The sequence below is a fragment of the Oceanospirillum maris DSM 6286 genome (assembly GCF_000422865.1).
Lineage (GTDB): Bacteria > Pseudomonadota > Gammaproteobacteria > Pseudomonadales > Halomonadaceae > Oceanospirillum > Oceanospirillum maris.
This window is the reverse complement of the sequence record NZ_AUGW01000023.1, coordinates 1-16,627: the sequence shown is the minus strand read 5'-3', so window position 1 is coordinate 16,627 and position 16,627 is coordinate 1. Positions and strand designations below refer to the sequence as shown.

The 16,627-nt window shown below is 46.3% G+C and carries 15 protein-coding genes; 12 read left to right on the top strand and 3 right to left on the bottom strand.

Annotation, left to right across the window (positions count from 1 at the left end; translation table 11 throughout):
* The first annotated feature begins 91 nt into the window (after nucleotides 1-91).
* The 4 genes from G517_RS0109965 (at nucleotide 92) to G517_RS0109950 (ending at nucleotide 4,677) form a co-directional block, all read left to right on the top strand.
* Nucleotides 92-637, top strand: a complete 546-nt coding sequence (locus tag G517_RS0109965; protein ID WP_028304295.1) for a TRAP transporter small permease subunit — start codon at nucleotides 92-94, stop codon at nucleotides 635-637.
* Nucleotides 637-1,965, top strand: a complete 1,329-nt coding sequence (locus tag G517_RS0109960) for a TRAP transporter large permease (RefSeq protein WP_028304294.1) — start codon at nucleotides 637-639, stop codon at nucleotides 1,963-1,965. The genes G517_RS0109965 and G517_RS0109960 overlap by 1 nt, the downstream gene beginning before the upstream one ends.
* Before the next feature lie 280 nt (nucleotides 1,966-2,245).
* Nucleotides 2,246-3,835, top strand: a complete 1,590-nt coding sequence (locus tag G517_RS0109955; protein WP_028304293.1) for an ABC-F family ATPase — start codon at nucleotides 2,246-2,248, stop codon at nucleotides 3,833-3,835.
* Between the two features lie 98 nt (nucleotides 3,836-3,933).
* Nucleotides 3,934-4,677: a pseudouridine synthase gene (locus G517_RS0109950; protein WP_036591129.1), complete on the top strand. Its 744-nt coding sequence runs from the start codon at nucleotides 3,934-3,936 to the stop codon at nucleotides 4,675-4,677.
* A gap of 73 nt (nucleotides 4,678-4,750) precedes the next feature.
* Here G517_RS0109950 and G517_RS0109945 read toward each other — a convergent pair whose 3' ends face one another.
* Complete coding sequence (locus G517_RS0109945) at nucleotides 4,751-5,332, bottom strand: HAD family hydrolase (RefSeq protein ID WP_028304291.1); 582 nt, start codon at nucleotides 5,330-5,332, stop codon at nucleotides 4,751-4,753.
* A 317-nt stretch (nucleotides 5,333-5,649) separates the two neighbouring features.
* On the opposite strand from G517_RS0109945, the gene G517_RS0109940 reads away from it, so the two are divergent.
* Both G517_RS0109940 and G517_RS0109935 read left to right on the top strand, forming a co-directional pair.
* Entirely contained in the window at nucleotides 5,650-5,856 is a 207-nt protein-coding gene (locus G517_RS0109940; protein ID WP_028304290.1) for a cold-shock protein, read from the top strand.
* A 105-nt stretch (nucleotides 5,857-5,961) separates the two neighbouring features.
* Nucleotides 5,962-6,444, top strand: a complete 483-nt coding sequence (locus G517_RS0109935) for an FKBP-type peptidyl-prolyl cis-trans isomerase (protein ID WP_028304289.1) — start codon at nucleotides 5,962-5,964, stop codon at nucleotides 6,442-6,444.
* 61 nt (nucleotides 6,445-6,505) lie between these two features.
* On the opposite strand, the gene G517_RS0109930 is transcribed toward G517_RS0109935, so the two are convergent.
* Nucleotides 6,506-7,561, bottom strand: coding sequence for an AraC family transcriptional regulator (locus G517_RS0109930; RefSeq protein ID WP_028304288.1), 1,056 nt, complete (start codon nucleotides 7,559-7,561; stop codon nucleotides 6,506-6,508).
* Between the two features lie 228 nt (nucleotides 7,562-7,789).
* Here G517_RS0109930 and G517_RS0109925 point away from each other — a divergent pair, with 228 nt between their 5' ends.
* The 5 genes from G517_RS0109925 to G517_RS0109905 all read left to right on the top strand — a co-directional run bounded on the left by G517_RS0109925 (nucleotide 7,790) and on the right by G517_RS0109905 (nucleotide 15,665).
* Nucleotides 7,790-8,968, top strand: coding sequence for an acyl-CoA dehydrogenase family protein (locus G517_RS0109925; RefSeq protein WP_084632155.1), 1,179 nt, complete (start codon nucleotides 7,790-7,792; stop codon nucleotides 8,966-8,968).
* A 61-nt stretch (nucleotides 8,969-9,029) separates the two neighbouring features.
* Nucleotides 9,030-10,226 carry a beta-ketothiolase BktB gene (bktB, locus tag G517_RS0109920; RefSeq protein ID WP_425413773.1) on the top strand — a complete coding sequence of 399 codons (1,197 nt, stop codon included), beginning with the start codon at nucleotides 9,030-9,032 and terminating at the stop codon, nucleotides 10,224-10,226.
* Nucleotides 10,227-10,229: 3 nt separating this feature from the next.
* A complete protein-coding gene (locus tag G517_RS0109915; RefSeq protein ID WP_051206277.1) occupies nucleotides 10,230-12,557 on the top strand; it encodes a 3-hydroxyacyl-CoA dehydrogenase/enoyl-CoA hydratase family protein in 2,328 nt (775 codons plus the stop codon).
* Between the two features lie 203 nt (nucleotides 12,558-12,760).
* Nucleotides 12,761-14,356: a fatty acyl-CoA synthetase gene (locus G517_RS0109910; protein ID WP_028304284.1), complete on the top strand. Its 1,596-nt coding sequence runs from the start codon at nucleotides 12,761-12,763 to the stop codon at nucleotides 14,354-14,356.
* An 88-nt stretch (nucleotides 14,357-14,444) separates the two neighbouring features.
* Nucleotides 14,445-15,665: an ABC transporter substrate-binding protein gene (locus tag G517_RS0109905; protein WP_028304283.1), complete on the top strand. Its 1,221-nt coding sequence runs from the start codon at nucleotides 14,445-14,447 to the stop codon at nucleotides 15,663-15,665.
* A gap of 370 nt (nucleotides 15,666-16,035) precedes the next feature.
* Here the strand turns inward: G517_RS0109905 and G517_RS21375 are convergent, their stop codons facing one another.
* Nucleotides 16,036-16,152, bottom strand: a complete 117-nt coding sequence (locus G517_RS21375; RefSeq protein ID WP_211224278.1) for a transposase — start codon at nucleotides 16,150-16,152, stop codon at nucleotides 16,036-16,038.
* A gap of 154 nt (nucleotides 16,153-16,306) precedes the next feature.
* Here G517_RS21375 and G517_RS18600 point away from each other — a divergent pair.
* Nucleotides 16,307-16,627 (top strand): hypothetical protein (locus G517_RS18600; RefSeq protein WP_028304404.1); only part of this gene is annotated, 321 nt, incomplete at its 3' end.

Genomic DNA, 16,627 nt, shown 5'->3' with positions numbered 1-16,627 from the left:
AATTCTGGGGCGTCCTCGGGCGCTCCATGCTGTTTCGATCGACATGCTTCTCTTATCGGTATGCTCCCCTGTTTATTTTAGGTAACAACACATGACTGCAATTCTCAGAAGCCTGTGCCACATCGTTGATAGCGTGGTGAGGGTGTGTGGCAAGGGTGCAGCTCTTCTGATGCCCGTTTTGGCCTTTATTGTGGCGTTCGAGGTTTTCTCACGCTACGTGCTCAACAGTCCGACTATTTGGGCCTTTGACCTTTCTTTGTTTTTGTTTGGCTACATCGCAGCATTAGGCGGTGCTTATGCTCAACAGCAGCGAGCACATATCAATGTTGATATTTTGTACTATCGCGTTTCTAAAAGATCACGTGCGGTATTTAATCTTATCTCTTGGGCGTTGGGTATTTTCTTCCTCATTCTCGTGGTGAAGATGAGTTTTGGTAAATTTGAAGAAGCGATTGAATACGACTATCGCCGCCAAAGCGAGTGGTCGCCACCGATGTTCCATTTCTGGATTATGATGATGGTTGCTGCAGGTTTGTTTATCGCGCAGCTCGCTAGAGACATGTTGGCAGAAGTGTATTACTTGATGAGTGGCCAGCCACTGATCGCACATAATGAAGAAAATGAGGCTGGCGAGTAATGAATCTCAGTATTGAAGCATTAACCGGCGTTTTGCTGTTATGTATTTTCCTGTTTTTCGCTCTGGGTGCTCAGGTAGGTCTGGCCTTGGCAGGTATCGCTATGGGTATCGGCTATATGGTTTGGGGTGATGGCTTATTTAATATCATTCCCTCAACCATAGAGTCGACCTATTTTAGCTTTATTCTGTTGGCGATTCCTTTGTACATCTACATGGGGCAGCTGCTAACAAAGTCGGGCATTGGTGATGCGATGTTCAATTTTAGTCAGCTTATTGTGGGTCGCGTAAGAGGCTCTTTAGCCTTAAGCGTTATCGGCGTTTGCTCTATGATTGGCGCGATGGTCGGTATTATTGGCGCGGGTATTATGACCTCCGGCAGTATTGCGTTAAAGCCCATGCTGGATCGTGGGTATGATCGTAAGCTGGCGCTAGGGGTTATTATGGCCGGTGGTGGCTTGGGTATTTTGATTCCACCTAGCATCCCTATGATTATGTTCGCGGCGTCTACCCAAAATTCCGTAGGGCGTATGTTTTTAGGTGCGATGATGCCTGCATTATTGACGGTAACCTGCTTGATGGCTTACGTGGTGATCAGCTGCTGGTTAAAGCCAGAACGTGCCCCGATTGATTCCCAGCAAGAGGATTTCGTCCCACACACGCCAAGCCAGCGCTTCCGTATCGTACGGGATGGTCTGTTCTCTATTCTACTTATTGTGGCTGTTTTGGGCAGTATTATTACCGGTATCGCAACACCGACGGAGTCCGGTGCTATCGGTGTGATGGGGGCGATTGTCTTAGCGATTCTATTTAAGCGCTTTAAATGGGATATGTTCCAAGCGGCTGGCCTGCAAACCGGTATTTTGGTGAGCGTGGCGATGTGGATCATCTTTGGCGCATCAATATTCAGTAACTTCCATTTATTGATGGGGGTGCAGAATATGGTGGCAGACTTTACCAATAGCTTGGATATGCCGCCAATTATGATCATCATTATGTTCCAGCTGATTATGCTGTTGCTGGGTTTTATCATTGATGAGTTTATTATTGTCTTGATGTGCGCGCCTCTATTTACCCCGATTGCCGTGTCTTTGGGTTACGACCCGATTTGGTTTGGTGTTTTGATGATTTTGAACATCTTAATCGCAGTTCAGACGCCCCCTTATGGATTTGCGCTCTTCTATCTTAAAGGGATCGCCCCTGCGGGCATCGGTATGGGCGAAATCTATCGCTCGGTGACGCCTTTTGTAATGTTGAATACGTTTGTTTTGATTCTTTGCATGGTGTTTCCTGAGATCGTACTTTGGCTACCTAACCTTGTGATGAATTAGCGCGGAGCTTTTATAAATGCCTATAGACTTATAAAGCAGTGCTTCTAAAAAAATAGGCGGCCTTTTAGGCAGCCTATTTTTATTTGAAGTGCATTTCATTTTAAGTACGTTTTATTTTGGGCGGATGGGTTTCATCCAAGATAGAGAAGGGTCATAATACGCGCCTTTCACGCCTGCTGCCTTGTTGCATCTTTGTTATGCACTTTTTGGCGTCAACCATTAGGTTGAACCATTTGATAAGCGCAGCTTAGTAAAATCTTTATCAATTCAGGTTATTACATTGCTTACTACTGCCAATATCACCATACAATTCGGCGCAAAGCCGCTATTTGAAAATGTTTCTGTTAAATTTGGTAACGGAAATCGCTACGGTCTGATCGGAGCTAACGGCTGCGGTAAGTCGACCTTTATGAAAATTCTGGGTGGTGATTTAGAGCCAACGGCTGGCAATGTATCGAAAGACCCGAATGAACGGATTGGTAAACTGAAGCAGGATCAGTTTGCTTACGAAGAATACAGCGTGATCGATACCGTGATCATGGGTCACGAGGAACTGTGGAAGATCAAAGAAGAGCGTGATGCGATCTACGCGAATCCTGATATGACAGAAGAAGACGGTATCCGTGCCGGTGAACTAGAAGGTGAGTTTGCTGAAATGGACGGCTATACCGCAGAATCCCGTGCAGGTGAGCTATTGCTAGGCGTGGGTATTCCTGTTGAACAACACTTTGGTTTGATGAGTGGCGTTGCTCCAGGCTGGAAGCTACGGGTGCTTTTGGCGCAGGTGTTATTTTCCGACCCTGATATTATGCTGTTAGACGAACCAACCAACAACTTGGATATTAACACGATTCGTTGGCTGGAAAGCGTTCTGAACGAGCGTAACTGCACCATGATTATTATCTCTCACGATCGCCACTTTCTAAACTCTGTTTGTACCCATATGGCTGATTTGGATTACGGTGAACTACGTCTGTATCCGGGTACTTACGATGAATATATGACGGCAGCGACTCAAGTACGTGAGCGTCAGTTGTCGGATAACGCTAAGAAGAAAGCTCAAATTGCAGATCTGAAAGCCTTTGTCAGCCGCTTCTCGGCCAATGCGTCTAAGTCAAAACAGGCAACGTCCCGTGCCAAGCAGATTGATAAAATTCAGCTGGACGATATTAAACCTTCAAGCCGTCAAAACCCGTTTATTCGTTTTGAACAAGAGAAAAAGCTACACCGTCTTGCTCTTGAGGTGGAAGGTTTAGCAAAAAGCTTTGATGAAGAGTTGTTCTCAGGACTTAACTTGATGGTTGAAGTAGGCGAACGCATCGCCATTATTGGCCCGAATGGTATTGGTAAAACAACATTGCTGAGATGCTTGGTGGGTGATTTAGAAGCAACATCTGGCTCGGTGAAATGGTCAGAAAATCACAAGTTGGGTTATTACGCACAGGATCACGCCTCTGATTTTGAAGCTGGTGAAACATTGCTAGACTGGATGTCTCAATGGGGGCAGGAAGGCGATGACGAACAGGTGATCCGAGGTACGTTAGGTCGACTGCTGTTCTCGCAAAAAGATATCGATAAGTCTGTTAAGGTGATCTCTGGTGGTGAGCAGGGCCGTATGATCTTCGGCAGAATAATGCTGCAACGTCCTAATATTTTGCTGATGGATGAGCCAACCAACCACTTGGATATGGAATCGATCGAGTCCTTGAACCTTGCGTTGGAAAACTATGAAGGCACGTTAATGTTTGTCAGCCACGACCGTGAGTTTGTATCATCACTGGCAACGCGCATTATCGAGTTAACCCCAACGGGTATCGTTGATTTCCACGGCTCCTATGAAGATTACTTGAAGAGCCAAGGCGTAAACTAAGCGTCTCGGAACATCATTTCAAATGCCGGTCTTGTACCGGCATTTTTGTATCTGTCGCTTTGTCGGTTATCACTATTGAATCTTGCTGAATGCGTCCTATGAGCTTATCAAAAAAATCCCGTTTAGATCGCTTTATCAGTCAGTGGTACTTCACGAAAAACCCTTCGCAACCGCTTAATAAAAAAGCAGTGCGCCTGCTTGTGGCCCAAAAGCGAATCTTAGTTGATGGTCAACCTGCCGATAGCTTTAGTCAGCCCATTGATTATTTTACTCGTATTGAATTGGACGGCGAGCTACTACAGGGCAACCAACGGCTATACCTAATGTTACATAAGCCCGTCGGCGTAGTAACTGCGGTGGTCGATGAGCAGCACCAAACAGTCATTGACTTGATTGATCACCCAGATAAAGATCAGCTACATTATGCCGGACGGCTTGATTTGAACACGTCAGGGCTTCTGTTATTAACCAATGATGGTCACTGGTCAAAAGGATTAACCGACCCGGATAAAAAAGTAGCAAAGTGCTATGAGGTGACGTTGGAGAAGCCTGTAGATGAGCGCTATCAGCAGGCTTTTAAGCAGGGTATCTATTTTAGCTATGAAGGGATTACTACTCGACCAGCAGAGCTTGAGATAATCGACCCTTACCATACACGTTTATGGTTAACCGAAGGTCGTTATCATCAGGTGAAGCGAATGTTTGGTTATTTCCGTAATGCGGTTGTGGGTTTGCATCGTAGCCAGATTGGCGAGCTAACCCTTGATCCAGCATTAAAGCCAGGGCAATGGAGGCCGCTTTCTCTTGAAGAGTTGAACCTATTGAACAACCGATCCTTTTGAATAGCAAAAATCCTAAAACTACTGGCTATATCTGCTCTTGTTATTAAATAACGCCTGCCGATTTACTCAAGTGCTAGCTCATTTTAAGTGTTAGCTCATCAAAATGCTGAATCACAATATCCGCCTGACTGGCATAATCGGGTTGTTCATCCGGTGCATATAAGCATGACATCATGCTGGCTCGGTTGGCGGCTTCAATATCGTAACGATAATCACCGATATACATAATCTGCTCTGGTGTTAAATGCCATTCTTTTGCAACCATTAAAAGTGCTGTCGGGTCTGGTTTGGCTGGTGCGTCTTCTCGGGTGATCACGCGGGTGATTGGCATCGCATTGTTACGGAGCTTGATTTGGGCCGCTTCAGAAAAGTTACGTGTCACGATGGCTAAAGGATAGTTATGCTGATAAAGATGATCTACTAACCGCTTTGCCCCTGGCAGCCAGCTTGCGGCCTGAGCATCATCTAGTTCGTGCTGCTCGATAATAGCATGAGCTCTTTGCTGTAGCTTTGGGTCTGACAGATTGGCGGTAAACGTTAATATGTCTTCATTCTCGGGGCAGGAGATCTGTTGGCGCAGCCAATTAAAGTCAAGCCGAGATGAGACCAGTGTCCCGTCAAGATCGAAAATAACAGCCTTAATTTTTTTTATCATTATCTGTCTCTTTGTTAATGAGGTCGCAGCAAATTAATCTAGTAGAGGCCTAAGATATTGCCATAAAAGTCTAACAATTCAACGTGTTATAGCAAAGATTAAGGATGTCCTTTTATGATTAAAATAATCTTAGACAGAAGGTTTTATCTGTGTATAATGGGGGTCGTCTGAAAGTAAGTCTGTATTTATGCACCGTTTCGATGTCTTCACTTTAGTAAGTACCTCGTCCTGTTCCACATAAGTAATAGCAAGACTTCCAGCAAAACCGCTTCATATCTGAAGCAAAAAAATTACTCTTGAATGACAGGAATATAATCATGTCTAAAGTTACTGGCACTGTAAAATGGTTCAACGAATCTAAAGGTTTTGGTTTTATTGAGCAAGAAAGCGGCCCTGACGTTTTCGCTCATTTCTCAGCTATCGTTGGTAATGGCTTCAAAACTCTTCTGGAAGGTCAGAAGGTTGAGTTTAAAGTAACTCAAGGCCAAAAAGGTCCACAGGCTGAAGAGATCAGCGTTCTTTAATTAGAGCCTTATGATGTCAAGCCTGGCCTGATAAGCTTATCGCTTATCTGCCAAAAAAAGCGAAGCTTCGGCTTCGCTTTTTGCGTTTAACGACTAGGATAAACAATGTCGATTGCAAAAAATAAAGTTGTTCAGTTCTTTTATACATTAAAAGATGAGGCCGGTGTTGAGCTGGAATCTAATGTAGGGGCTGATCCTGTTGCTTATTTGCATGGCCATAACAATATGATGCGTGGCGTGGAAAAAGCTTTGGAAGGTCATAATATCGGTGATAAATTTAACGTAACACTACCGCCGGAAGAAACCTATGGCCTTCGTCGTGAAGACAGTGAACAGCGTGTTCCTGTAAAGCACCTGCTCGGTGCTAAAAAATGGAAGCCGGGTATGATGGCTGTGATACAAACGGATCAAGGCCAGCGCCAAGTTACCGTGGTTAAAGTCGGCAAATTTATGGTAACCGTTGATAATAATCATCCTATGGCTGGCCGTACCCTTGATTTTGAACTGATTGTTACCGATATTCGTGATGCAACGCCTGAAGAAGTTACCCATGGTCATGCCCACGGTATTGGCGGCCATCACCACTAGTACGTTGAACCACATGCTTTAAGACGCTCTAAGACATTCAGGGGTGTTTGCCGTTGTCGTATTATAAGTGGCTGTCGCGCCATTTAGAGGGTGAACACCCTGTCCAGCGCTTAAATGCACGGCAGAAGGCCGCCGTTTCAGAAAATCCCACCCGCTCGCTAACTTCGTTAACGGAAAGGTGTTCAGATCCGAGCATCTTAATCGCAAAGTCCCGTCGCAAATTCTCTTTTAGCTCCCTTAGGGAGGCACCTTCATCTGTTAGTCTTCGCCTTAAGGTTCTTGGGGCTAAGTGCAGTTGCTGACTAATCGCTTCTAGATCTGGCAATTGGTCAAAATCATATTGCTGTAATAACGTTCTAACGCGGGTTTTCAGACGTTCATCTTGATCTGGTCGGTGCAAAATGAGCGCAGGTGACTGGCGTAGAAAATCCTTTAATTCCTCTTCGCTACGTACGATGGGCAGTTGCAGGTAGCGAGGGTTTAGATAAAAGCCACAATAGTCTACGCCATAGATTAAGTTGCCTGGGTACATAGCTCGATATTCTTTGGCATGATCTGGAGCGGTATAGCTAAAGCAGGTCGCGCTGAAGGGTATTTGTTGCCCCACCAACCAACTGGCAAACCGTTGCCACATTAATAGCAAGAATTCCTGCAATAGATGGTTTGGATCTTGACCTTGATCTTCTAGCTGCAATCGGTAAAAGACTTGAGACTGCCTTGCATCGCTTAGACTTTCCTCTTCCAGTGCGGCTTCAATATAAGGATAGACCGTGCTGTAAAAGCGAGCACTCTGCTTTAGCATCCCACCGAGAGTCTTGGCCTGCTGAGCGGACTCTGCCATAAGGGCAAAAACGCCCTTTTTGCAGATCAGCGGAGCCAGCCCCATAAATTCATCATGGGTTACGCGCCAAACCGCTTTAATCAACTCACTGAGTTGTTGTTCTGTAATCAGATGCTCTGGGTTTTGATACCAATGAACAGGGATGTTAGCAGCTTCCATCAGTGTCTGTTCTGAAAACCCTTGAGCTTTAGCGCCGGTCATGCACGCATGGATATAGTGGTTGGCAATATGGTTTTTCTTTCGCGGGCTGAGGGCTTGATTTATTGCTGGGGTCATCTTCGATTAAGAACTCTTATCATTATTATTTATTCAGAAACTTTATTTGTTCAGAAGCTATAGCATTGGCTTGATAACGTCCAGACAAGATATAAGGATGGGCAACATCTTTGGCCGTTATGGTCAATTAAAACGTCCCAAAAAGTCATTCACCCTCTTCCTATAAAGCGCTTTAATGGCCTTCATAGTCAATTATCGAATAATAAAAATAACGGTGGATGTAATAAAATGAAGGCTTCAGTATCAGCGATAAATCAACCCTCAACAGCTATTTATGGCGAAGATGCGCCGTTGTTTCTTGATATGGTGCAGCGCTTTTTACAGCAGGAAGTGGCACCTTGCTTTGATGCATGGGAAGCCGACCATCAAGTACCCAGAACACTTTGGAACACCTTTGGCCATGCGGGGCTTTTAGGGGTTGATCTACCGGAAGCCTATGGCGGTTCTGGGGCTGACTTTCAAATCAGTCAATTGATCTGTGAAGAGATCTCCCGCCAAGGTTTTGGCGGTATCGGTAGCGGTTATAACATTCATGCCAATATTGTGATGCCTTATATTTTGCATATTGGTACAGAAGAGCAGAAACAAAACTGGCTACCAAAGATGGCTTCAGGTGATGTACTTGGCGCGATTGCGATGACAGAACCCGGTGCAGGGAGTGATCTTGCGGCCCTTAGAACCCGTGCGGAGAAGGTTGACGGCGGCTGGAAAATTAATGGCTCTAAAATCTTTATTACTAATGGCCTGCTAGCAGAGCTGGTTATTGTTTGTGCGAAAACCGATCCAGAAGCTGGCGCTAAAGGCGTTTCTCTCTTTTTGGTCGATAGCCGTTTACCAGGGTTCTCCCGAGGTAAGGGGATTCATAAAATCGGCCAGCACTCCAGCGATACCGCCGAACTCTTCTTTGATGATCTTATTGTACCGGATGATGCTTTGCTGGGGGATTTAAATAAAGGTTTTGCTTATTTAATGCAAGAGCTACCACGGGAACGACTGGGGGTGGCATCTCAGGCTCTAGGGGCGATGGAAGGTGCGCTTCAGTTAACCTTAGATTATATACAAGAGCGCAAAGCCTTTGGTCAGCGTATTGCAGATTTTCAGAACAGCCGCTTCAAGCTAGCAGAAGTGAAGGCTCAGATTGAGCTAGGCCGTGCTTACTTTAACCAGTGTATGCAGCGCTATACAGAGGGCCAGATGAGTCCAGCGGATGCCGCTATTTTAAAGCTCCAGCTTAGCGAAATGCAGTGCAAAACGATTGATGAATGTCTGCAGCTGTTTGGGGGTTATGGTTATACCACGGAATACCCTATTTCCCGCTTCTATGTTGATGCCCGTATTCAGACGATTTATGCCGGAACTTCAGAGATTATGAAAGAGGTGATCGCCCGAACGATGCTGGGCAAATAAGCCTGTATTTCGGCGGTATCAATCACACAATACACAATAAAAAAAGGCTTTATCTATGTCTATGACAACGCTTGATCAGGTGGTTATTGTCTCCGGTGCTCGTACTGCTATAGGTACATTTGGCGGTTCTCTTAGCGGGTTTACCCCCGCAGAATTAGGCACCTTTGCGGCCAATGCCGCGATTGAACGCTCAGGCATTCCCCCTGAAGGTTTCGATCATTCGGTATTTGGTCATATTATTACGACGTCACCGCAGGATGTTTATCTGGCTCGTCATATCGGGCTTAATGCCGGTTTACCGACTCACTCCGCAGCGCTAAATGTGAACCGGCTGTGTGGTTCCTCCGTTCAGTCGTTAGTCTCTGCCGCTCAAATGATCGCTAATGGCGATAGTCTTATAGCCTTGGCCGGTGGCGCTGAATGTATGAGTCAAGGGGCGTATCTATTACCCAATATGCGTTTTGGACAGCGGATGGGGGATGGCAAAACCCTTGATATGACACTGGATATTCTGAGTGATCCTTTTGGTAGCGGTCATATGGGACTTACCGCAGAGAAGATTGCCGGTCTTTATGGTTACAGCCGTGAGCAGTTGGATGCCTTTGCTTTCTCCAGTCATCAGAAAGCTGCGGCAGCGATTAAGGCCGGTATTTTTGAATCACAGATTACCTCTGTCCCGATTAAGAAAAAGCGGGAAACCTTGCCATTTAGTACCGATGAACACGTCCGTACGGATATAACTGCCGAGGGCTTAGCGATGCTGAAACCGGCCTTCAAAAAAGAAGGTTTGGTGACCGCGGGGAATGCTTCCGGTATCAATGATGGCGCAGCAGCTTTGGTTTTAACCCGTGCGGATGAAGCAGAAAAACGTGGCCTTAAACCTCGTGGGCGGTTTGTAAGTTACGCCTTTGCCGGTGTTGATCCTGATGTGATGGGGTTAGGCCCTATTCCTGCGGTGAAAACAGCGTTAGAAAAAGCAGGGCTGAGTGTCGCGGATTTGGATGTGATTGAATCGAATGAAGCTTTTGCTGCTCAAGCAATGGCGGTCAGTGAGTCACTGGGTTTTGACCCTGCCAAAGTAAACCCCAATGGTGGCGCTGTAGCCCATGGACACCCGGTGGGAGCAACCGGCTCTATTCTTACCTTAAAAACCCTCTATGAACTGGAGCGTACCGGTGGTCGTTATGGCTTGATTACGATGTGTATCGGTGGTGGTCAAGGTATTGCTCTGGTCGTTGAAAACCTGCTGAGAGATTAAGCTATGACGACTCAGAAAAATGCGGCAATAAACTTTTCTCAGATTCGTCGGGTTGCGGTCATTGGTGCCGGTGTCATGGGGGCGGGCATCGCGGCTCAAGCGGCGAATGGTGGGGCAGAGGTTCTGTTGCTGGATCGAAATCAGATCGCCTATAACGCTTTGGAACGAATGAAAAAAAACGGCTCCAAGGGTGGCTTGATGTCACCGGAGGTTGCGAATCGGATTCGAGTCGGCAATACCGAAGATGATTTTGCTTTGCTTGCGGAGCAAGACTGGATTGTGGAGGCGGTGGTTGAGCGCCTAGAGATAAAGCAGGCTCTGTACCAGCGTATTGATCAGATACGAGCACCCCATTGCATCGTGTCTTCCAATACCTCAACGTTACCGTTAAATCATCTGTTGGAAGGGATGAGTGATGGGTTTCGTCAGCATTTTGTCGTCACTCACTTTTTTAACCCACCCCGTTATATGCAGCTGGTGGAGTTTGTTTCTACCGCTGAAACGTCGCCGGAATCATTGGTGCAATTACAGCACTTTAACGATCAAGTGCTGGGTAAAACCGTTATCCACTGTGCGGATCGACCGGGATTTATCGCTAACCGTCTGGGTGTTTACTGGATGCAGGTGGCGCTGCAAGAAGCCCTCGCACTAGAGCTTAATGTGGTACAGGCTGATCGTATTATGCAACTCTGCGGCTTTCCGAAAACAGGGGTTTTTGGCCTTTGGGATCTGTGCGGTATTGATTTGATGCCAGAGGTGACAGGAAGCCTCAGTCATCTATTGGATGAAACTGATGCTTTTCAATGGTACGCAAAAACCCCCGCATTAATTGAAACCATGGTTGCAAAGGGGTGGCATGGTCGAAAAGGTACTCTGCGACAGGGTTTCTATAGGCAGTTGAAAGATGACGCAGGCCATAAGCAACACCAGCAGCTCAATTTAAATACGATGGAATATGAATTGGCGACAGATCTATCAAGCTGGCCGAGCTTGAAACTGAAAAATGGAGCGTTGGCGGAGCTGGTTGCACAGAAGGATAAAGGCGGAGAGTTTGCGCGACGGGTACTGACTCGGGTGATCCATTATGCTTCGCTTCTGGTGCCCGATGTGGCCAAGGAGATCGCCTCCGTCGATACCGCGATGATGCTCGGCTATAACTGGCGCTTTGGGCCGTTTCAGCTAAGAGACCAGATCGGCGCTGTGTTATTTGATCATGTTCTTAATGAGCAGATTGATGCTCAGCCAGAGGCTTTTCCCTGTGCAAGCCCGTGGTTGGCTGTCGCGTCTAAGCCGGAGATTCGGCCTTCTTACCAGCATAACCAGCAGCTGGATATTAAGGGGTCATATCACTCCGTGTCTATGGCGAAAGGTATTGTTCGTTGGCAGGACATTATTCAGCAGCCAAATGAACCTGTGATAAACGGCTTATTGAGCCGCCTTTGGTCAGTGGATGAGCGTGTGCTCTGTTTTGAGCTATCGGCACGAATCAATGCGCTTAACAGCACGTTGTTAGATGAACTAGAAGCCGCTCTTCACTTTGCTGTTAACGCAGAGAAGGCGCTATTGATCTACAGTTCAGGTGTGGTGTTTGCTGCTGGGGCAGATCTAAAAGAGTTTCTACAGCTTCAGGAAACCGGAGGCCTTCAGAGTTATATCCTTCGGGGCCAAAAGCTGTTTCAACAGCTGGAAGATGCGCCTATTCCTGTGGTTGCTGCGGTCTCTGGTAAGGCTCTAGCCGGTGGCGTCGAATTGTTGATGCACTGCGATCATGTACAGTTGGCGGCAGAATCTCAGCTTGGCTTGGTGGAGACGCAGGTGGGTATTTTACCCGGCTGGGGTGGCTGCAAGAAACTCCTGTTAAATACGGCCAATCGGTTTGGTGCAGATCAAGCCATTGCGAAAACCTTCGATACTATCGCCCATGCCCGTGTGAGCGGCTCTGGGTTGGAAGCACTTCATTGGGGGCTGCTAGGGGATAATACCGACATTAGCATGAACCCAGACCGTTTACTGGCAGATGGGATTCAAGCCGCCTATAAGTTGCTCAGTTTAGACGATGGTAAGGACAGGAAGAATAATAACCCGCAGGTTACGCCCTTAAAAGCCTTGACACTAGACGACCTCTACGACAAAGGAACGCCAGGGCCAGAAGGCTATCAGCAGATGCTAGAGACGGCATTGCTTGAGCTGTTAAATCTTGCAACAGACGATCATTGGTACGACGCTTTTGGAGACTTTGAGTGTGCGACCAACCTGCAGTTGGTGAAAAATACCGCAAGCGAGCAGCGAATGGTGCACCTACTAGAGTTTGGAGTACCCTTAAAAAACTAAAGGATATATTGATCAAAATGGCCTTTTTGATCAAAAAGAATGGCCTCTAAGGTCATTGAGATATACCGGCAGGCGTTATTAACTATCTTTCGTTATTAACCTTACGTTACTAACGATCTTTGCTGATCACTTTTTGTCTTTACCGATCACTTGAGCGCCTGTTCTTAAAACAAAAACAACAAGATTAAAAAGAGAGGTGTCGTATGACGACAACAGATATGGCTCAAATTATTGCTCGTGCTACTCGAAATACTATCGGTGATGGTTTGGTGCGCTCTGCATTGCGTAACGGCAATAAAATAGCCTTGCAGTACGAAGGTCGTCAGTGGAGCTTTACTGCGATCAATAAAGCGGTGAACCGTGTTGCCAATCACCTGATCGCCTCTGGTTTGGAAAAAGGTGATCGTGTCGCCGCCTATGGCAAAAACTCAGATGCTTATCTGCTGTTATTCTTGGCCTGTGCGAAAGCTGGGCTTATCCATGTGCCGGTTAACTTTGCCCTAGTAAAAGATGAGCTGCTTTATATTCTGAACCAATCTGGGGCGAAGGCTCTTTTCTCTGATCCTAGCTTGAAAGCCCATATTGATGAAATTTATCATCAGGCAGATCTTTCCATTCACGGTAGCCTGCACACTCTGGATACGGACTCTAAAGAAAACTGGGATATTCTGTCGGTTGCTCTCGGTGATGGTGTGCCTAATGATGCCGGTAGCCATGAGCCTGTGTGTGAATTATCAGACGGTGATATTGCTCAGATTCTTTATACCTCAGGTACAACCTCTGACCCTAAGGGTGCAATGCATACGCACCGTTCATTGATGACAGAATATGCCAGCTGTATTAATCAGCTGGATATCAAGCCTGAGGATCGCGGTTTGGCTGCTTTGCCGCTGTACCATTCTGCTCAGATGCACGTTTTTAGCTTGCCAGCGCTCTTAAGTGGTGGTTTTTCCTACCTGATCGATACACCTACACCAGACCTGATTCTTAAGCTGCTGAAAACCGAAAAGCTTAACAGTTTCTTTGCTCCGCCAACGGTTTGGATCGCTTTGTTGCGTCACGATGCTTTTGTTGATGCAGAGCTACAGCATCTGCAAAAACTCTATTACGGCGCTTCGATTATGCCGGAGCCGATTGTACATGAGTTGGAGCGGCGCTTGCCTGAATCAGGGCTTTATAACTGTTACGGACAGAGTGAAATTGCACCTTTAGCCACAGTGCTAACGCCTGAAGAACATAAATCCCGTCCTAGCTCCTGTGGCCGTCCGGTCTCTTCGGTTTGTACTCGGATTGTTGATCCTGTTACCGGTGAAGACTGCCCCCCAGGACAGCAGGGTGAATTGGTACACCAATCTCCGCACTTGATGGTGGGCTATTGGAATAAACCAAAGGAAACTGAAGAAGCTTTTAAAGATGGCTGGTTCCATTCAGGCGATTTGGGTATTCAGGATGAAGAAGGCTTTATCTATATTGTTGATCGCATTAAAGATGTGGTTAATACCGGCGGCGTTTTAGTGGCCAGTCGAGATGTGGAAGAAGCGCTTTATAGCCACCCTGCTGTTGCCGAAGTTGCTGTGATTGGTGTGCCGGATGATAAATGGATTGAGGCGATTGCTGCGATTGTGGTGCTAAAGCCTGAACAGCAAGTTGATGGTTCAACCCTGATCGCCTATGCCAAAGAACATCTGGCTGCTTTTAAAGTCCCAAAACAGATCTATTTTGTCGATCAACTCCCTAAAAATACGGCAGGTAAGCTGCTAAAACGCAATTTAAGAGTGCAATTTTCCGAGCCAGCTTAAGATATAACCCGAGATTTAGGTTTTACCCCCCCTGCTTGTCAGGGGCACTACGATGATGCAAAAAAACAAAAATAAAAAGGAAAACCCTATGCGATTAAAACTGAAACGACTGTCAGCGGGTATTATATCTGCCCTAGCGCTTTCTGGAGCGGTACAGGCTGCCGGTATTTCTGATAACGAGATTCGCATCGGCTATATCGCCGATATGTCAGGTACTTATAGTACGTTAGCAGGCCCCAATGGTTTGATTGCGGCTAAAATGGCGATTGCTGATTTTGGCGGTAAAATCGATGGTAAGAAAATTACGATTGTTGCTGCTGATGATCAAAATAAACCGGATATTGGAGCCAACAAAGTACGACAGTGGATCGATACCGATAACATCGATTTAGTGGCTGGCATGGTATCATCCGCTGTGACTATTGCCGTGAATAAGGTTGTAGAGTCCAAAGATAAGCTGTCTATTGTTTCGGGTTCTGCATCGTCATCAATTACAAACCAATACTGCACACCAAACTCTGTACATTATGTTTACGATACCTATGCCATGGCTCACGGTACTGGTGAGGCGGTGGTAAAAGAGGGTGGCGATAGCTGGTTCTTTTTAACCGCAGATTATGCCTTTGGTCATGCGATGGAAGGGGATGTTGCTTCGGTTGTAAAAGCCAGCGGTGGTAAAGTGATGGGTACCGTACGGCATCCTTTAGCAACGACGGATTTCTCATCCTTTATCCTACAAGCTCAGTCTTCAGGGGCTAAAATTATTGGCTTGGCTAATGCTGGCGCAGACACGATTAATGCCTTGAAAACAGCCAAAGAGTTTGGCGTTGTGGCATCGGGTCAGAAACTGGCGGGACTTTTGGTTTTCTTGCATGATGTGAAAAGCTTAGGACTGGAAACGACCCAGGGATTACAGCTGACAACAGGCTTCTACTGGGATCGTACCCCAGAAACGAGAGCTTGGTCTAAGCGTTTCTATGATGAAACAGGATCAATGCCAACCATGGTTCATGCGGGAACTTACTCCTCTACCATGCATTATCTAAGCGCTGTTAAAGCCGCTGGTACAGATGATGCAAAAACCGTAATGGCACAGATGAAGAAAACACCTATTAATGATTTCTTCGCAACCAATGGTCGTATCCGTGATGATGGCCGTATGATTCATGATATGTATTTGGCGGAGGTTAAGAAACCTTCGGAATCTAGCGGTGAGTGGGATCTGTTTAAAATTCTACGCACGATTCCTGCTGATCAGGCATTCCGTCCGCTATCAGAATCTAAATGCCATTTGGTTGCCGGTCGCTAAGGCGGTATTGCTGAAAAGGTACGAATGAATACTTTTAGTTCACTCTAGTCCACCTCTTGTTATCATAGGAACTCCCTTCCTGATTGATAAAGCCCAGCTTTGCTGGGCTTCTTTCGTTCTTCGTTCTGTTCTTTTTTTAACGGATAGCGCGTAATTCTCCTTCCAAAACTAACGAGCCCAGGCGAGATATTTTGGTGGGAGATGGATAGCGCGGCCAACGTCAAGTTGGCCTATCTTGGTTCTCAATATACTCTCTAAGCACTTCAACTGGCGCTCCGCCTGCAGTCAGCTCGACTCCAGAGCACTGGCTTCCAATAATACTCTTTTAGGTGCTCCGAAAACGCCTTCCTAATCCTTCGGCTTGTGACCGTCAGGGCGGGGAGCAGTCACCGCAAAGCTCATTAGAGATAGCTTCCAATCGCTTAAGCATTTCATCCGTGAAGCATTTTCTTCTATATTTTGAGACTAATACCAAATGGTATTTCATATCATAAACGCAGTGATAGTGTGACTTCATTGGATTTACACCAATAATATTTTTTGCTAAATTATCACTTATGAGAAATACCTGCCATACAAAAACATTGAAGGTTAGAGTTCGTGATAAGCACGCCAAAGTGCTAAGGACTTGGGCTTTTTCTGTGAATCAGGTATGGAATTATTGCAATGAGCTGAGCCATCGCAGTATCAAGGAACGCCAGACCTGGCTGTCCGGCTACGACTTGCAGGATTACACCAAAGGTTCAGCTAAAGAACTGGGGCTTAATTCTGCTACGGTTCAAATGATCGGTCATGAATACGTCACCCGAAGAAAACAGTTCAAAAAACCCCGCCTGAACTGGCGTAAGTCTGGCGGTGTGCGCCGCTCTTTAGGCTGGATACCTCTACGGAAAGACTGTATCGGTTTCAAAAATGGCGGCATCTATCATAACCGGCAATACTTCAAAATCTGGGACAGTTAC